Raw genomic sequence first — 17,779 nt, forward strand, 5'->3', positions numbered from 1 at the left:
GTAAATTATGTTTGAATGGGGGCACTGGACAAGAATTGATTTAAGAAAACCTAAGACCCTTCCCCCTTCAGATACACCATTACTGCTCTACATAGAGGGTGAAGGTCAGGTTGTGGGTAAGATTGTGGACAAAAGATATTGGGAGAAAACTATCAAACCTTCCTATTATCTATATCATAACACTCATAAACCGATTAAGGGTCATAAAGTTTGGTGGACTCACCTGCCTAAAGACCCAAAACAATAGAAAGGTTGTGATTTGAATGAGTTATTTTGCTTACCATAGAGTGTCCAGTAAGGGGCAAAAGTTGGATAGGGGTTTGTCTGAGATAGATAGATTTTGTAAAGAACGTGGAATTATGTTAAAAAATCCAGTGTTCACAGATAAACAGAGTGGTAAGAACTTTGATAGACCCCGTTATATCGTGCTTAAAGAGGATGTCCTCCAAGAGGGGGATTTTTTGATTATTAGTGAAGTGGATAGGCTGGGGAGGGATAAACAGCAGATTGTCAAAGAACTCAACGATTTCAAAGCAATGGGTGTTAGGGTTATGATTCTTGAATTACCTACTACCCTCATGGAGATTGACACTACAAACACACTCAATAAGCTAATTCTTGAAACCATTCAAAATATGGTGATTGAACTTTATGCTTGTTTGGCAGAAGCTGAGTTGGAGAAGAAAAATAAAAGGCAGCTTGAGGGTATAGCAGAAATGAAGGCTCGTGGTGAGTGGGACAAGTATGGTAGACCGGTAGCTTGTGATTGGTCTACCTTTATTGAAACCTATAAAAGGGTACTCAATAAGGATTTAAAGGTTTGTGAAGCTATGAGGATATTGAAAATTTCAACTGCAACCTACTATAGATACAGGCAGAGATATGAAGTCGAGGTTTTAGGTAAAGCAGTATGAAGAAAGATGGGTACTTGAGTTGAGTAAAGATAAACAGGTTTTATTTCAAGATAACGAGGGTTTTACAAGAAAGATATACACAGATGGTTCAACCTTGTATCTGTCTGTTGAAGGAAAAGTAAAAGGTAAAAGTCATGTCAAGATGATTTTTCTATATGGTAAACCTACTCGTAAAAACATAACTGAATTGAAGAAAAGTCTTGGGTTGTTGGTAGCTAATCAAACTGGTGGGTTGTTGACTCTCTTAAAGTATTCTGCTGAAAAAGACCAACCCTATCAGAAAAGTCCTGAAAAAGACCATTTCATATCAGGGTTTTCGGGTGATTTTGAATCCGAACTGAAGGTTGAGGATGATAGAGTTCTCTATTCTATTGAGTTATGTTCTGTTGGGTTGAATGGTTCAGCTCATTTTGATTTAGGTTTAGCAACAAAAAGCCGTATAAGTACAGTTAGAAAGATTGTTGAGGTTTTTGAAAACGACTATTTCTGTGAATTTACAAGAAGGGTAAAGAAAAAGATATTGGAAGGAGATATAGAGAGTTGAAAAATATTTTAGAAATTTTCAATATAGCTGCTCAAGCATTTACTGACATAGAGTTTGATAATTTAAGTTCAGAAAAATTGAAAAAATTAAGGAAGGAATCTGTCTCAAGACTCCTTCCTTTTATTTTTGAGTATAACAGACAAGGTTTTCTGTGGGGTTTGGTAAAAACCGTATTTGAAAAGAAAATTGATTTCATAATGACAGCAACTACAAAACAAGAAATGGATGAAATCATTAAGCCTTCCCTACCTTTTTATAATTATGCTGCTTTTGTTCCAAAGGGTTCTTACCACGTAGAGGAAGAAGAACTTATTTTGTGGTCAATAGCATCATTACAAAGTGTTTTAAAACCAGAAGCAGTTAAGCGATTTCAATATTTGTTTCAGAAATTAACAAAGGAGGAGGGTGTATGTATTTAACAGAATATGAGCAAAGAGTTTACATATGGTTGCAGAGTTTGGGTATAACAGAAACCTTCCCTTATAAGGAAAGTGGGGTTTTGGGGGTTGTAGACAGTATAGAAGATGTTTATTTTAAAGCTGTTTTTTCTTATGATTGTTTTTCTCTTGAGATTGAAACAAATCAGCACTACTCAGCCAATGAAATCCGTAATATTAAAGCAATTCAAAGGTATCAGAAAAAGATGGGTGCTTATTACAAACCTTTTCAATCCAAGAGAACCACAATTACTGAGGAAGATGTGAGAGCATACACACATGAGAAGTTAAAAGGGTTATTTAATAAGGCTTATAGGGTAAATAGAGGTATCTACTATATTTCGGGGTTGAAAGGCTATACTTCCACAACCTTATATGAGAACCCTATTGTTGAACCTGGGGCTGGTCATGGTGTGTCCGTCGGTTGTGGTATGTATAGAAAATATAGAACCTATGGAAAAATAGCTGTTGTTGCTGTTGAAACCTTAAAATTATTTGATGGTACAGAACTTGTCTTTAATTACCCTTTTAGTATTAAAGGTAGAGAAACAAGCAGCAACAGTATTTATGAGGTTTACGACCTTGCTTACAAACACGGTGAAAACTTTGAATTATTAGAAGATAGGCGATTTTACAGTAGTCAGCAGAAGAAAATTGTAAAAAAGCTGAAGAAGTTAGGGGTTGGTAAGTCTCATGAGCAATAAGTATTATTTTATAAAAGCAAGACACCCTCAAATGGGTTTAAATATAGGGTTTGATAACTATATCTGCACAAACGAGGATTTCAAACGGTTTTGTAATGATGTATTTGATTTGGAACACGATAAAGAATATGACCCTGTTTTTTCAAGATTTGTAAGGCAGGTTGAAAGTGTAGTAAAAGTTGAGGAAACTGAATCTGAAGACAGAACCATTGAGGGTATTCAGAAAATGGTTGAAACCTCAAAGGGTAATGTAAAAATAGGATACACAAGGGTTAGGGAAAATCGTATTTATGTTCAAGTTGGTGAGATATATTTAAGAGGGTATAAGATTTTCACAGCGGATTTATGTTTGGTAAATGCTATGGATTTCATACCTTTGGATAAAAGCAAAGGCAATGGGAATGTTGAAATAATTGAGTGGAATAAGAGAAAGGCAACTAAAGGTATCAAATTTATACATAATAAGATAGAAAATATTTTGTATTTAGTTGACATGTTGTTTCAAACTTATGAAGCTATGCGAGAGGATGTAGAGAACCCCACAGAGTTGAATTTAACCTTTTTCATAGAACCTTTAATATAGAAAGGAAAGCACCCTTGAAGTTTAGGGTGTTTTTTCTTTGCTTGAATATATTTTAACTATACAAAGTTATATCTTAACTATAATTTATTGATTTTTCGGGCGATTGATGTTATACTTGTTGCTATTGACATCAATATATGAGTTGAACATGAGGAGGGATGTACGTGATTTCATATAGACCCTTTAGGGTATTGATAGCAGAAAGAAATATTGAAATAACTCAATTAGCAAAAGATTTGGGTATTTCACCAAATACTGCGGCTAAGTTAAATGCGAAAAAAGAGGAAAATGAGCCTGTTTCGCTGAAAATTATAGAAAAACTATGTAATCACTTAGGGGTCCCTGTAGAGAAAATTATAGAGATAAAGTAGAGAGGTGGGTTTTTAATAGTGAGAACTGTAAAAGACGTAAAAGAGTTAAAAGACAATATTGATACTCTCCATAAGTATATAAATGATAAAACAGAACCTACGTATGATTTTGCTATTAATCTTATCAAAAAGGGTACTTGTTTTGTTGTTGTTAAAACTGAAAAAGGTTATGAGTTTTACCCAAGCCGTTTTATTGGGTATTATGATAATGATATGGACAAGCACCTTAACAACACTGAGAAAGATGGAAAAGAAACAAACCCTGTTATATCAGAGATATTAGGTAATAAACCTGAACAAAACCCTTTGATAGATAAACAGTATCAAGAATATTGTAAGTCATTAGGATTTACAGCAAGAGATAAAGGTTCCTTTGGAGTAGAGAGAAAGTATTGGGAGGTTATAGAATGACAGTCAATCCTAAGGCAGATTTATTTGTACCTGCAAGCCTTTCTCTGGCTGATGTGTATACAAGTGGGGACGTAATTTATCAAATTCCTGATTATCAAAGACCTTATTCTTGGGTAGATGAGCAGGTAGAGCAGTTATGGGAAGATTTATTAGAAGCCTATGAAAATAATAAAGAAGATGAGAACTTAGACAGTAACTACTTTTTAGGTTCTCTTATTGTGGTTCAAAAGGGTAAGATTGAGGATGTTGTAGATGGTCAGCAAAGATTGACTACTCTTATGATTCTTTTATGTGTTATAAGACAAACCTTTCCTAAATTGAATAAGACCGTAGATGTTAATGAGTTCCCGTCTGTGGTTAAAATAGGAAAAATAAAAAGTTGTATTGCTGACACGAATGATTTGACGAGGTTAAGATTACAACCAGATGTTTCCCAATCTTCAAATGTTCAGGAGTTAATATTTGATGATGAAATTGACTTTACAACATATGAAAAACCAAGCAAGAAGCAAGTAGAGACAGATGCAAAGTATAGATATATTAATACTGCTGTGATTTGTCGTAACCATTTAATAGAGTTAGGTGAAGAAAAATCAGGTGAGTTTGTAAATTATCTAATGAATAAGGTAAAGATGATTAAGATTACTTGCTTTGACGAAAGTTTTGCTATTAAATTGTTTCAAGTACTTAATGACAGAGGTATGGACCTTTCGGCAGCAGATATTATAAAGAGTTATCTCCTTTCCACTGTTGGACCAGATAAGCATAAGCATGATACTTTTATGTATGACTGGAGATTATGTGAAGAATGGGTAAAAGAACTTGATGGTGACGATTTAACAGACCTTTTTACCTATTATGAATACTACTTGCTGGGTAGTAACCCTAAAAAATCATTGGTTGATGAATTAAAGGTTCTTTTCAAAGGGAAAGACTCAAATGTAGTATTAAGGGATTTTAAGGAGTTTGTTTCTTGTTATAGGCTTATCTACAATTCAACAGATAAGTTGATAAACAGTTTTTGGTATTTACCTTGGGGTTCTTATTGGGCAACTATGTTGATAGCAGCAGAACACATAAAATACCCTGAAAAAGAAGAATTACAGTTATCTTTAAGAAATTTCTTCTTCTTAAATTACATAGCAGGGGTTACGTTGAATAGTTTGAAACAAACCCTTTTCAATATCCTTATTGGTATTAAAAATAAGGATTCTGTTGATAGTTTAAAAGCTATAATGGAAGATAAGTTAAATGCTATGAACACAAAACAACAGGTTCTAAGTAAGCTGAAGGGTGAAGTTTACTATGAAGGTTGGTTGAAAGCTGTTCTTGCTGTGATTGAATATTATCAAACTGATGAAGATGAGGTTTCGTTTATCTCTCTTGATTATAAGTCTTTGAATGTTGAGCATGTGTACCCACAAACTCCTGCAGAAGGTAGTAAATGGTTGAAGATGTTCCCTGAGGGTGGTCAATATTTAAATACTTTAGGAAATCTCACTTTGTTGAGTGGTACAAAGAATAAGGCAGCACAGAACTTCCCTTTCAATGAGAAAATCTTCATCTATCAAGGGCTAGATAAGAATGGTAAAAAGACAATAACCAAGCAGGGTCAAGTAACTGTATACCAAATTTCTCAAAAGATTGTGAATGACTACGTGGCAAACACTTATAAAAAACAGTGGAATGAAGAAGCAGTGCAAGATAGATTTAACTGGTTATGTGAGCAAATTGGAGAGATATTTGATTTAGACGTGGAGACTATATTGTACTGAAATAGTTTTGATTGGGGTTGAGGGTACGGTGAAATTAAAGAAGTCAGTTATTTTACTAATGACTATTTTAATACTATCTTTTGTGTTTGTTGGTTGTTCTCAAGGTGTTTCAGAAACCTCAACACAAGGGGTTGGTGATAATTCGACAACGACTGAAAACCCTGATATTGTTGATACAGTAGGTTTAGAGGATACATCCCCCACTATATCAAATACCTCGTCTGAAAGTCCTACAACCTCAATAAATGGGGTTATGAGGGTACATTTCATAGACGTAGGGCAAGGGGATGCAACTTTCGTTGAATTACCAAATAAAGAAACAATGCTTATAGATGGGGGTCCGTCTAAAGAAGTAGTTGCAGACTATGTAAAGAATTTAGGGTATAACAGTATAACTTATGTGATAGCAACACATCCGGATTCAGACCATATTTCAGGTTTACCTACAGTTTTAGATGATTTTTCTGTTGAGAAATTCTATATGCCTGAAAAGGAACACACAACACAAATTTTTGAGAAAATGTTAGATTCTATTGCCTCCAATGGGTGTGAAGCAATCTATGCTCTCTCAGGTAAATCTATAATAGATACAACAGATTTAAAAATAAGTTTTGTGGGTCCTACAAAGCAGTATTCAGATAATAATGCTTCATCTGCTGTGGTAAAGCTTGTTTATAAGGGTAATTCCCTTCTGTTTACAGGAGATGCAGACTACACCGCAGAAAAAGATATGATAGCAGCAGGGTATAACCTAACTGCTGACGTTTTAAAAGTAGGTCATCATGGTAGTTCATCTTCTACTTCTGAAGTGTTTTTGAAAGCTGTAAACCCTAAAATTGCTGTTATATCTGTGGGTAAAGATAATAGTTATGGTCACCCTACTCAAGAAGTTTTGACTTTACTGAGTGAATATAAGATAGAGATATATAGGACAGATGAGGTTGGCACAGTAATATTTGAGTGTGATGGGGTTAATTACACGATTGAGCAGTTAAAATCTACTATACAAGCAAATGCCCCTCCTACACCTACTGTTGTTGAAGAAAACAATGTAAAAACAGAAACTTCTACAACCGATAATACTGCTGTTGTTTATAGGACAAAAACAGGGACAAAGTATCACAATGCCGGTTGTCCTTATTTAAAGAGTAGTATAGAAACAACTGTATCCGAAGCACAAAGTATAGGGTTAACACCTTGTTCAAGGTGTAATCCACCAAAATAAAGGAGATTATGGGTATGAAGGTGATAATTGATAGGTTTGAGGGTGAATATGCTGTTGTTGAGTTAGAAGATGGTACAATAGTAAATATGCTTAAGACCCTTATACCTGAAAATGCAAAAGAGGGTAGTATAATAACTATCTCGTGTAATGAGAATGAAACAGAGAATAGACAAGAGAATATGAAAAAGAAAATGAATTCGATTTTTAAGAAATAAGAAAATCATAATGCATATTAAATAATGCTATGGGTTTTACTATATTTTGTTTAGCACTCTTGAATTAATGGATAAGGATGTTATGAATCCAATGGAACTATACTTAGCTAAGGTAATAGAACCTTTACTATAAATCGAAAAGAAGGAAGGTTATTCTGTAAGGATACCTTCCTTCTTTGCTTTTTATATGAGTCAATATTTATAAAATTATATTTGAACTACTATATTCTATATCTAAGATATTATTAATTGTATTTATTGGGGGAATGGTATATAATTATTGATATTGATGTCAAGATTGAATTGTAAGAAATAAAGGGGGTACTCGAATGATTTCATATAGGCCATTTAGAGTTCTGGTAGCAGACAGAAACATAGAAGTAACACAGTTGGCAAGGAAATTGGGCATATCCCCCAATACTATGTCGAAGCTAAATGCAAAAAAAGATGAGAATGAGGCAGTTTCTTTAAAAACAATAGAAAAGCTTTGCAAACATCTTGAAGTAAGAGTTGAACAAATTTTAGAGATTAAGTGAGGTGTTAATAATGGGGATAAATAAAATAAAACACAATGAGGATTCGAGAGTTAAAATACCTGCATTACTACACTTTACACGTCTGGGATATACATATCAAAGAAAGACAAGTTCTGTCATAGACACAAGAAATAATATATTTGTAGACATATTTGCTGAAAGCATTCGCAAGATAAATGGAAAAGCTTACTCAGATATAGATATTCAAAGCTTTATTAAAGAAATAGCGAAATTAACTGATAATAATGTAGATAAAGGTGAAGCATTTTTCAATCGTTTAGTAAAAAGCACAGGAGTTAAGTTCATAGATTTTGAGAAAATCTATAGAAATGACTTCAGGGTTGTCACCGAATTACCTTTCAGTGGGGAGAGGAATACATTTAGGCCTGATATAACAATTTTAATTAACGGTATTCCTGTCGGGTTTTTAGAGGTCAAGAAACCTAATAATCAAGAAGGAATCCAGAAAGAATTTAGAAGAATGAGGGAGCGATTTGGTTTTAATGATTGTACTCATTTTTTTAATCAATTACAGTTGTTAGGGTTTTCTAATAATCAGGATTATGATGACGAAGAAAGAGTTAGGAGAGTAGGTAGTTTTTATACCACACCCAATTGGAAAGACACAAAATATAACTTGTTCCGTGAGGAAGAAGAAATCTATGTAAAAGAATACATATCTGACGAAGATTTAGCTGAAGTCCTTACAGATACTAATTCATTGAGCCTTTCTACTTTAGAAGAGTTTAAGACAAATCTAAGGGTAGAAACTCCTTGCAATAAGTTCATCACGTCTGTTTTTTCTATACATAGACTCATGTTCTTTATAAAGTATGGGATAGTATATGTAAATTCTCCTGTTGATGGCTTAAATAAGCATATTTTAAGATACCCCCAGTATTTTGCAATCCAAAAGACCGTTGAAAAGCTTGAAAAAGAGAATATGAAACGTGGAGTAGTATGGCATACTCAGGGCTCAGGCAAAACTGCCTTAGCATACTATTTAACAAATGTTTTAAGAAATCACTATCGTAAAAACAGAATCGTAACAAAATTCTATTTTGTAGTTGATAGATTGGATTTATTAATACAAGCGACAGGAGAGTTTTCTAGTAGAGGCATGACAATAGCAAGCATTAATTCTAAACATGATTTTGCTAATAATATCAAGTCAAGTGCTGTAATTGGTGCAGATACCCAGCAAGGAACCTATAAAGAAACAATGAATGTTGTTAATATTCAAAAGTTCTCAGAGGATTCAAGTGTAGAGTTAAAAGGAGCAGGGAGAGTTCAAAGAATCTACTTCATTGACGAAGTACATAGGGGTTATAAGGTAAAAGGGCAGTTTCTAGCCAATCTTCTTGGTGCAGACCCTAATGGTATCTACATTGGTTTAACTGGTACTCCTATTTTGAAAGAAGACTTTAAAACTACTGATATATTTGAAGGGTATATTCACAAGTATTACTATAATAAGAGTATTGCAGATGGATACACCTTGAAAATTAAGAAAGAAAATATTGCTACTGAGTTCAAAGAGGATATTCGTGGTATCTTACAAATTGGAGAGGACGAAAAGATAGCTTCAGCAAAGTGGAACTACATAACGGAAAGACCTGGATTTGTGCAAAAGTTTTGTGAGTATATTCAAAAAGACTTTAGTATGTTCAGAGAGAATGATAATGTAGACAAAAGTGTTGGATTTATGGTAGTTGCCTCTACAACTGGACAAGCCAAGTCAATACATGAGTGGTTTAATACCAATGGGGGTTTAAATACAGCATTAGTGTTATCTGATGATGAGTACAGCAAAGATAATAAGGAAAAACAGGAAGGTTTTAGAGGAAAAAAGAATAAGGAAACAGGTAAGATTGAAAGTAAATATGATGGTGTTATTGTCTTTAATATGTTACTTACAGGTTTTGATGCTCCAAGACTGAAACGATTATATCTACTCAGAGAAATTAGAGAACATAATCTATTACAAACCTTAGCTCGGGTTAACAGACCATACAAAAACATGCAATATGGGTATGTTGTAGATTTTGTTGATATTACTGAGCAATACGAAGAAACAAATAGACGTTATCTTGAGGAGCTAAAAGGCGACTTGCAAGGTGAAGATGAAGATGTAGTTGCAGACATTGATGATTTTTTTGTAGACGTAGATAAAGCCAAGAAAACTATAAAAGATATCACAACAAAACATTTATTTATATATATGCCCAATATTGAAACGAATTTGGAGGACTTTAGCCGTCAAATAGAACCTTTGGAGTTAGACGAACTTCGAGAGATAAAAAAATATCTTACTCTATATAAAGAGTCCTATAATGAGCTAAGAATGAGTCATGAAAATGTATCTGATATTCCTATTGACCGCATTAATAAAGCCTTTTATGAAGTAAGTAATAGAATAAGTATAAAAGTATTGGAAGGTTATTTAGACTCTGATGACGAGGATGTTGACGATATAGATTTTACTCAGCTTATTATTGAGTTCTTTAAGACAGGTGAAATTGACCTGGAATTTGATATGGGCAATGATATTCTTGAAAAAATAAATAAGGTTCAAAATGCAATGTCAAGCAATGGAGATAAGAAAGACCCTGATTACTTAGAATTGTATAGACAATATAAGGATATTATTAGGTCTATCAAGGAAATGAGTAGAGTAACTGATGCTAACAGTTTTGTGGATGATTTAAGCAACTTAGAAAAGAAATTTTTAATTTTAAACAATACGAATAACAGCATTATTAAAGTGTATCGTGGTAATGATGCAGCTATGAAAATACACAAGAGAGTTTTAGGGGCCTTTGGTGAAAATATTTCTGCAGGTGAGTTACCACCTATTTTGATGAAAATTATTGATATTGCAAATAGTGAGGTGTGTCATTTGTCAAACCCATCAGAGGCGGTAATTAAGCGAACTTTAGCAAGACCAATAAGAGATGCTTTCAAAAAGAACGGGTATTCGTTGGCCCCTACACAGGTAGATAATATCGTGGTAATATTTATAGATAATATGTTCTCTAAGGAGGACTAGCAGGAGGATAATAAGTTTATGGGTTTTCAAGAGCACGTGGCACAGATGAAAACAATGATTGATAGATTAAAAACCCTAACATCTGATTTGGGGTTAGGAAATACAGGAGACGAGTATAAAATCATCTCAGAACTTTTTACTTATAAGTTTCTAAATGATAAGTTGTTATATGAGTTTAATAAGAGAGAAGATAAAGAAGAAGAATTTGATGAATTTGTACATTATGTGGGAAGAAATACTGCTAAGATGAACAAAGAACATTTAATTAGTGAGTTATTTAATCAGCAGAGTGAAGATAATTTTCATGTAATTTTTGATTTAGCATTACAGGAAGTCAGCGAGTTAAACAAGGATATTTACTCCATTGAAACTACAACAGGTAGCAAGAAACCTTTGTTTGAGCCCTTGAGTGCTTATCTTCGTGATGAAGATAAGGAGTTAGAACTTGCTAAAAGAGCAATCAATATTCTGTTTGAGTTTGACTTCGGGAATATATATGAGGGTGGTTTTGATTACTTTTCTACGGTTTTTGAGCATTTGATTTCAGATTATAATAAGGACTCAGGACAGTATGCGGAGTATTTCACGCCTCTATTTGCTGGACAAATTATGGCAGATATTGTGTTTGACGACACTCCGGTTACTAACGTGTCTGTTTATGACCCTGCTGCTGGTTCTGGGACATTGCTTTTATCCTTAGCAAGTAAGATAGGTACAAATAACTGTACGATTTATAGCCAAGATATATCTCAAAAGTCCACCTCCTTTTTGCGAATTAATTTGATACTCAATAAATTAGCACACTCGTTACATAATGTAAAAGAGGGTAACACCCTTCTGATGCCTGCTCATAAGGAAGATGATAAATTACAAAAGTTTGATTTCATTGTAAGTAATCCACCTTTCAAAACAGATTTTTCTAGTATTATAGAGAGTCTAAAGGTGGACCCTTATAATAGGTTTTTTGCTGGTGTTCCTAATATTCCAAACAAAGACGTAGAAAAAATGGCTATATATCTATGTTTCTTGCAACATATTCTTGCTACCTTAGCAGACAAGGGTAAGGCAGCTGTTGTAGTTCCGACGGGATTCCTCACAGCTAAAACGGGTATTCCTAAGAAGATTAGAGAACACATTATTTCAGAAAAAATGCTTCGTGGAGTTATCTCAATGCCACCAAATATTTTTGCAAATACAGGCACAAACGTATCTATCCTGTTTTTAGATAAGAGCAAACCATATGAGGACGCATTTCTTATGGATGCCTCACATTTAGGAGAAAAGATTAAAACAGATGGTAAGAATCAAAAGACGGTACTTTCAACAGATGATATTGCTTTAATTATTAACACATTTAAAGGCAGAATATGTATTGAAGATTTAGGTATCGAAGTTTCCTATGAGGATATTGAGAAGGCAAAACATTCTTTCTTTGCAGGACAATATTTTGAAGCAAAGATAGAATATATCGAACTATCACCTGAAGAGTTTAATAATAAGATTAAGGAAATGAAGCAGTTATTGTGTGCTCATTTCGACGAATCTCAAAGATTAACAAATGAAATATTAACAAGTCTGGGGGGGTTGAAACTTGATATATAACGAAAGCAAATACAACACCCACTGGGAGACTAAGAAATTAAGTCAATTAGGTACATTTGATAGAGGTAAATCAAGGCATAGACCACGTGATGATAAGCGACTATTTGAAGATGGCAAGTATCCATTAATTCAGACAGGTGAAGTTAAAGCAGCTAATTTATATATAACCTCTCATAATGCCGAGTATAGTGAATTTGGGTTGACACAGAGCAAAATATGGCCTGATGGAACACTATGTATAACAATTGCTGCTAATATAGCAGAAACAGCATTATTGGGTTATCCTATGTGTTTTCCTGATAGTGTTATAGGATTTAATGCCTTCCCACAAGAATCGTCTGAATTGTTTATGCATTATGTGTTTACATACATAAGAAAGGCAATTCAGAATTCAACCGGTGGTAGTATTCAGGATAATATCAATAAAGAGTACCTTGAGAGTTTAGATTTTAAGATTCCGCCTAAACCATATCAAGACAAAATAGTTCATATCTTATCGTCTATTGATAAGAAGATTGAGTTAAATAATAAAACAAATGAGGACCTCGAGGCATTGGCAAAAACTATTTTTGACTTTTGGTTTGTGCAATTTGAATTTCCTAATAAAGAGGGTAAACCATATAAATCCTCTGGTGGGAAAATGGTATGGAATAAGGAACTAAATAGAGAAATTCCACAGGGCTGGGAGGCTGGCAAATTAAGTGATATTGCTGATATTATTATGGGGCAATCTCCCTTAGGCTCGTCCTATAATACAGTGCAGGAAGGCATGGTGTTCTACCAAGGACGTACCGATTTTGGGTATAGATTTCCTACCAGTAGAGTTTATACAACTCAACCTTCAAGGATAGCAGAAAAAGGAGATATTTTACTAAGTGTACGAGCCCCTGTTGGTGATTTGAATATAGCTAATGAAAATTGCTGTATTGGTAGAGGTTTGGCATCCCTTAGGAGCAAACAGAATGTAAATAGTTATTTATATTACTTAATGCAAAAGTTGTATTCTAATTTTGCTTCCTTTAATGATGCAGGTACAACTTTTGGTTCTGTAGACAAAGATTTTTTATATGAACTAAAGATTTTAAAACCATTAGCTAATGTGATTCAACAATTTGAAGAAGTAGCTAATAAGTATGACAAATTGGTGTTGGAAAATGAAATTAACAGCAGAAGTTTATACAATTGGCGGGATTTGTTGCTCCCAATGTTAATGAATGGTCAAGTTACTTTTAATTAGTTGGTTATGGGGGTAATATCAAGGAGCGATGAAGGGGATGTTTTAAATAAACAGAGATACTTATTATAAGATTTGCAGACTTATCGAGAAAAAATCTGAAGGAGACTATTGGGACTATAAGCAGGAGTGGCATAGTGATAATGGTAAATTGCTGCATGATATTCTCTGTTTTGCAAACACAGTTCATAACGAAGACTGCTATATCATTATAGGGGTTACAGATAATGGTGAGATTATAGGACTCTCTGAGGATAGTCCTAATCGAAAAAATCAAGAAAATATCCTGACATTACTTCATAGTACAGTCTTTGCAGGAGATTTGACTCCAAGTATTTCTTTGGAAACAATTAAAATAAATGATAAAGAGGTCGATGTTTTAACAATACATAATTCATTTGATGTTCCTTATTACTTGAAATTTGTGTCTAAGAGAAGTAATGGTCTTCAATTTGGATATATCTATTCTCGAAATGGTGACAGAAACACTCCAATCACTGAGAACAGCCCTATGGGTCAAATTGAATTGCTTTGGAAGAAAAGGCTTGGCCTTTTGAATCCCCCTTTGCAGCAAATTGTCAGCAGGCTAAAAAACAAGACTGAGTGGGAGAAAATTGAGGATACATATTACAATATCTATAATCCTGATTTCAAGTTAGTTGAGGAATGGGACGATGAAGATAGACGACACGACAATAGGCCCTTCTATTCTTATAATCAATGTAATGAGAGTACCAGTTTTACTACGTTGAAAATAATGTGCAGAGAAACAGTCTTAAAACAATTTGAAATAGTGACATTGGACAGTGGTAGGTATAGTACACCTGCCCCAGAATGGGGTTTTATACATGACCCCATTCATAAGACACAATCTTTATTTTCTTACAGGTACATGTTAAAAGGTAGCATAGATTTTGCCTTACAACAGTTTTTGTATGATGAAGAAAATCAGGAAGAATGGATGGCAAGATATAGATTTGATGAAGTAGTGCTTTATTTTGATAATAAAACAGACCAAGAGAATTTCCATCAGACTATAGAGTGTAACCCTGAAATAGTTAACCAATATATAGAAGATGCGAAATTGAGGAGCTACCCTATCAGTTCAAATAACAAGTTAGAAATAAAGGACGTTACCAATAAACTCATTACGGGTTTTGCTTTTAATAGATTTCTATTTGATTATCGTAGAAGGCAGCAAGGAGTTGAGGTAAAAAGGATTAAGTCTGTTAAGGTCATTAGTAGCTCCGCGACGATTTTAGGCAGAGAAAATGTAGCTAAAGAACAGATAGATATAAATGAAAATGGAGCAGTAAGGCATTCGCTATTCAACAATAGTGATAAAAAGCCAGAGCAAGTATTCAAGTATAAAGTTGATAAGTATTGGATGAGGGAGTTTTTGAATTTCCTTGAGCCTATTACAACAGAGTGGAAAACCGATTATACAGTAAAAGTTTGTAGTGAGTATAATTGGGAATTTATTATGAAATATTCAGATGGTACTATCAAGAAGGTAAAGGGAACCTTTGCTCCCTCTCCAGAAGGAGAAGAGGTAGAAAGAAGAATACAGGTTTTAACTAAGTACGATATAAAGCCTATTATATTTTAAAATAGTCAGGAGGATTAATATGATTCAAAAGATTTGTTTTGTAGTCATGGGTTTTGGAAAGAAAATGGATTATGAGAATTCAAAAGAGGTAGACCTTGATACAATTTATAAAAAGGTTATTAAAGAATTATTTACAAAAGATTTGACCGACTATGAATTGATAAGAGCAGATGAAATAGCAGGGTCTTCAATAATTGATGTTAGTATGTATACATTACTAATGAAAGCAGATTTGGTTATTGCTAATATAACGACACTAAATCCAAACGCAATATATGAGTTGGGAGTGAGGCATGCCCTAAAACCTTACTCTACCATTATTATGGCAGAAGAAAAATGCAAAATTCCTTTTGACTTAAATCATTCTCGATTTCTTGTATATAAAGAAATAGGAGAGAATTTAGATGATAAAGAAGCTCATGAGATAAGGGAGCAACTTAAGGAATTTGTTGTGGCCAGTGAAAAGAAAGAGCCTGATAGTCCGCTATATACATTTTTGCCGCACATTTCTCCACCTTCGCTTACTGACGAGGAATATACAAAGATAGTAGATGAGGCTAAAGGCAAAAGTGAAAATATTTCAAGTTTAGTAGAACAGGCTGAAAGCTTTAAAAAGCAAGACCAGTTTGACTCTGCGGTATCCATATGGGAGAGGCTCGTAGATTTACTCCCAAATAATGATTACGTAGTGCAACAGTTGGCTTTATGTACATATAAATCCAAAGCTCCTAACGAAACTCTTGCTTTGGATAAAGCACTTGATATTATTAAGATGTTAAACCCTAAAAATTCTCTTGATATAGAGACATTAGGTATTACAGGAGCAATTTATAAACGATTATTCAGACTGAATAAGAATTTTGATTATTTAGATGAAGCTATTTATTATTATAACAAAGGCTACATTATTCAAAATGATTACTATAATGGTGAAAACTATGCCAATTGTTTATTGCTGAAAACAAAAAGAGACGGGTTGACAGATGAAGAAGTAATCTATCTAAAATTCGCGAACAAAAATGTGCGAAAAGAAATTATTAGAATCATTGAAAGTGATTTAAAAGCTGGAGAAATTAACTTTTGGATGTATGCAACTCTTTCGGTATGTTATTTTTGCTTAGGAGAAGATGAAAACCACAAGAAATATCAAGACGAATTCTATAAGAGTTGTAACGCCGAGTGGGAGAAACAAACATATATAGATACAATAAACGAGCTTAAAGACTTAATTTAAAAATAAGGGGAGGTTTTAGTTATGGCGCATAAGTGTTTTATTTCTTTTAAAACAGAGGATTTTTCTTATAAGAAAGAGATACAAGATGATTTAGATGTTGATATGATTGATAAATCATTAAATGAGGCAATTGATTCAGATGACGAAGATTATATTATGAGAAAAATAAGAGAAGACTATCTTTCGGATTCGACTGTAACTATTCATTTAATTGGAAGTTATAGCGCTGAAAATAGTTGGTTGGAAGACCAAACCTATATAAAACGAGAGCTGCAAGCCTCTCTTTACAATGGAAAAAACAACACTAAAAATGGTATTTTAGGTGTTGTTTTACCGTCTATGTATGAAAAAATATATAAGGGTGAATATTCATGTAGCACCTGTGGTGGAACTCATAATTATGTGAATATAAACAATGATACTGTCATTAAGGAATTTAGTTATAATTATTACATTCCTAAAAACAGTGGATGTTGTTGGACTGAAGATGACAGATATTGTGTGTTGGTAAAATGGGATGATTTTAAAGATGACCCTAATACATATATTGACAAGGCATTTGATAAAAGAAGTAGTCCTATTGCCTCAAAAACAAAGGTAAGACCTTGATTTTCAATAGAAAGCAATGGTGGAAAGTAAAGTAGCAAGTGGGTTTCACCCTAAATAACAAGTGTTTTCTTACACAGGTGGTGAGTACGAAATGAATGAAGCTATAATTGGAGTAGTAGGAACTTTATTGGGAACAATATTAGGTTATCTATTAAATGAGTGGTCAAAGAGAGGTAAACTGAAAATAATATTTAATCATGTTGATTTCCAGTGTCAATCATATAACATTACCAATTGTACTGTAAAAGGTTACTTTATTTTGAATGTGTTCAATTCTTCTGCAGAAGTAAAGAACATAATTAATCCCAAAATAGAATTTAAAAAAGGCAAAGAGACATTAATGGAAATGCCTGTTAAGCTTAAATCAAATGAGCTGAGTGATTCAAAATTCAAAGAGTATTTAAGCTTTCAGCCTAAAATAGTTCAGTTTATTGAGCTGTCAGAAATTACAGCAACCATACCTATTAAAAACCCACCAGATAAATTAATACGATTAGATGAATGGTTCAATAATTTCCATTTGAATTTTCAATATGTCAATGAAAAGGGCAAAGTAAAAAAAATATGTATTTTAAAAAATTGCTTAAAGGAAAGTGAATGCTTTAAAAATTCAGTTGATAGGCAAATATCAGAATGGAAAAACTCAGAATTTATGAATTTAATGAGGCAAAAAGCAATGCAAGGCAAAGAAAAGTGATAAGAAAATAAATATTATATTGTTTAATGT

The 17,779-nt window shown here is 33.4% G+C and carries 19 protein-coding genes; all 19 read left to right on the forward strand.

Annotated features, from left to right (window positions below):
- Positions 1-7 precede the first annotated feature (7 nt).
- Complete coding sequence (locus U5921_RS11910) at positions 8-247, forward strand: hypothetical protein (protein ID WP_324823641.1); 240 nt, start codon at positions 8-10, stop codon at positions 245-247.
- A 16-nt stretch (positions 248-263) separates the two neighbouring features.
- Positions 264-914, forward strand: a complete 651-nt coding sequence (locus U5921_RS11915; protein WP_324823642.1) for a recombinase family protein — start codon at positions 264-266, stop codon at positions 912-914.
- A gap of 19 nt (positions 915-933) precedes the next feature.
- Positions 934-1,458, forward strand: a complete 525-nt coding sequence (locus tag U5921_RS11920; RefSeq protein WP_324823643.1) for a hypothetical protein — start codon at positions 934-936, stop codon at positions 1,456-1,458.
- The gene (locus U5921_RS11925) at positions 1,455-1,877 is read left to right on the forward strand and encodes a hypothetical protein (protein WP_324823645.1); all 423 of its coding nucleotides are present in this window, start codon (positions 1,455-1,457) and stop codon (positions 1,875-1,877) included. The genes U5921_RS11920 and U5921_RS11925 overlap by 4 nt, the downstream gene beginning before the upstream one ends.
- On the forward strand, positions 1,868-2,599 hold the full coding sequence (locus U5921_RS11930; RefSeq protein WP_324823647.1) for a hypothetical protein: 732 nt from the start codon (positions 1,868-1,870) through the stop codon (positions 2,597-2,599). Before U5921_RS11925 ends, U5921_RS11930 begins: the two co-directional genes overlap by 10 nt.
- Complete coding sequence (locus U5921_RS11935) at positions 2,589-3,182, forward strand: hypothetical protein (protein ID WP_324823649.1); 594 nt, start codon at positions 2,589-2,591, stop codon at positions 3,180-3,182. The genes U5921_RS11930 and U5921_RS11935 overlap by 11 nt, the downstream gene beginning before the upstream one ends.
- Before the next feature lie 164 nt (positions 3,183-3,346).
- A complete protein-coding gene (locus U5921_RS11940; protein ID WP_324823650.1) occupies positions 3,347-3,553 on the forward strand; it encodes a helix-turn-helix transcriptional regulator in 207 nt (68 codons plus the stop codon).
- A gap of 18 nt (positions 3,554-3,571) precedes the next feature.
- Positions 3,572-3,964, forward strand: a complete 393-nt coding sequence (locus U5921_RS11945; RefSeq protein WP_324823652.1) for a hypothetical protein — start codon at positions 3,572-3,574, stop codon at positions 3,962-3,964.
- Entirely contained in the window at positions 3,961-5,739 is a 1,779-nt protein-coding gene (locus U5921_RS11950; protein WP_324823653.1) for a DUF262 domain-containing protein, read from the forward strand. Before U5921_RS11945 ends, U5921_RS11950 begins: the two co-directional genes overlap by 4 nt.
- A 28-nt stretch (positions 5,740-5,767) precedes the next feature.
- Positions 5,768-6,964, forward strand: a complete 1,197-nt coding sequence (locus tag U5921_RS11955) for a ComEC/Rec2 family competence protein (protein WP_324823655.1) — start codon at positions 5,768-5,770, stop codon at positions 6,962-6,964.
- A gap of 14 nt (positions 6,965-6,978) precedes the next feature.
- A complete protein-coding gene (locus U5921_RS11960) occupies positions 6,979-7,179 on the forward strand; it encodes a DUF3006 domain-containing protein (protein ID WP_324823657.1) in 201 nt (66 codons plus the stop codon).
- A gap of 329 nt (positions 7,180-7,508) precedes the next feature.
- Complete coding sequence (locus U5921_RS11965; RefSeq protein ID WP_323411830.1) at positions 7,509-7,715, forward strand: helix-turn-helix domain-containing protein; 207 nt, start codon at positions 7,509-7,511, stop codon at positions 7,713-7,715.
- Between the two features lie 10 nt (positions 7,716-7,725).
- Positions 7,726-10,764 carry a type I restriction endonuclease gene (locus U5921_RS11970; RefSeq protein WP_324823662.1) on the forward strand — a complete coding sequence of 1,013 codons (3,039 nt, stop codon included), beginning with the start codon at positions 7,726-7,728 and terminating at the stop codon, positions 10,762-10,764.
- An 18-nt stretch (positions 10,765-10,782) separates the two neighbouring features.
- Entirely contained in the window at positions 10,783-12,366 is a 1,584-nt protein-coding gene (locus U5921_RS11975) for a class I SAM-dependent DNA methyltransferase (protein WP_324823664.1), read from the forward strand.
- Entirely contained in the window at positions 12,356-13,603 is a 1,248-nt protein-coding gene (locus tag U5921_RS11980; RefSeq protein ID WP_323410819.1) for a restriction endonuclease subunit S, read from the forward strand. Before U5921_RS11975 ends, U5921_RS11980 begins: the two co-directional genes overlap by 11 nt.
- A gap of 82 nt (positions 13,604-13,685) precedes the next feature.
- Complete coding sequence (locus U5921_RS11985) at positions 13,686-15,209, forward strand: RNA-binding domain-containing protein (RefSeq protein WP_324825997.1); 1,524 nt, start codon at positions 13,686-13,688, stop codon at positions 15,207-15,209.
- Between the two features lie 19 nt (positions 15,210-15,228).
- Positions 15,229-16,443 (forward strand): TRAFs-binding domain-containing protein, encoded by a 1,215-nt coding sequence (locus U5921_RS11990; protein WP_324823673.1) that lies wholly within the window; start codon positions 15,229-15,231, stop codon positions 16,441-16,443.
- A 21-nt stretch (positions 16,444-16,464) separates the two neighbouring features.
- Entirely contained in the window at positions 16,465-17,052 is a 588-nt protein-coding gene (locus tag U5921_RS11995) for a TIR domain-containing protein (protein WP_324823675.1), read from the forward strand.
- Positions 17,053-17,143: 91 nt separating this feature from the next.
- Positions 17,144-17,749 carry a hypothetical protein gene (locus tag U5921_RS12000; protein WP_324823677.1) on the forward strand — a complete coding sequence of 202 codons (606 nt, stop codon included), beginning with the start codon at positions 17,144-17,146 and terminating at the stop codon, positions 17,747-17,749.
- Positions 17,750-17,779 lie beyond the last annotated feature (30 nt).

Origin of the sequence: Sinanaerobacter sp. ZZT-01 (genome assembly GCF_035621135.1) — a bacterium.
Taxonomy (GTDB): Bacteria; Bacillota; Clostridia; order Peptostreptococcales; family Anaerovoracaceae; genus IOR16.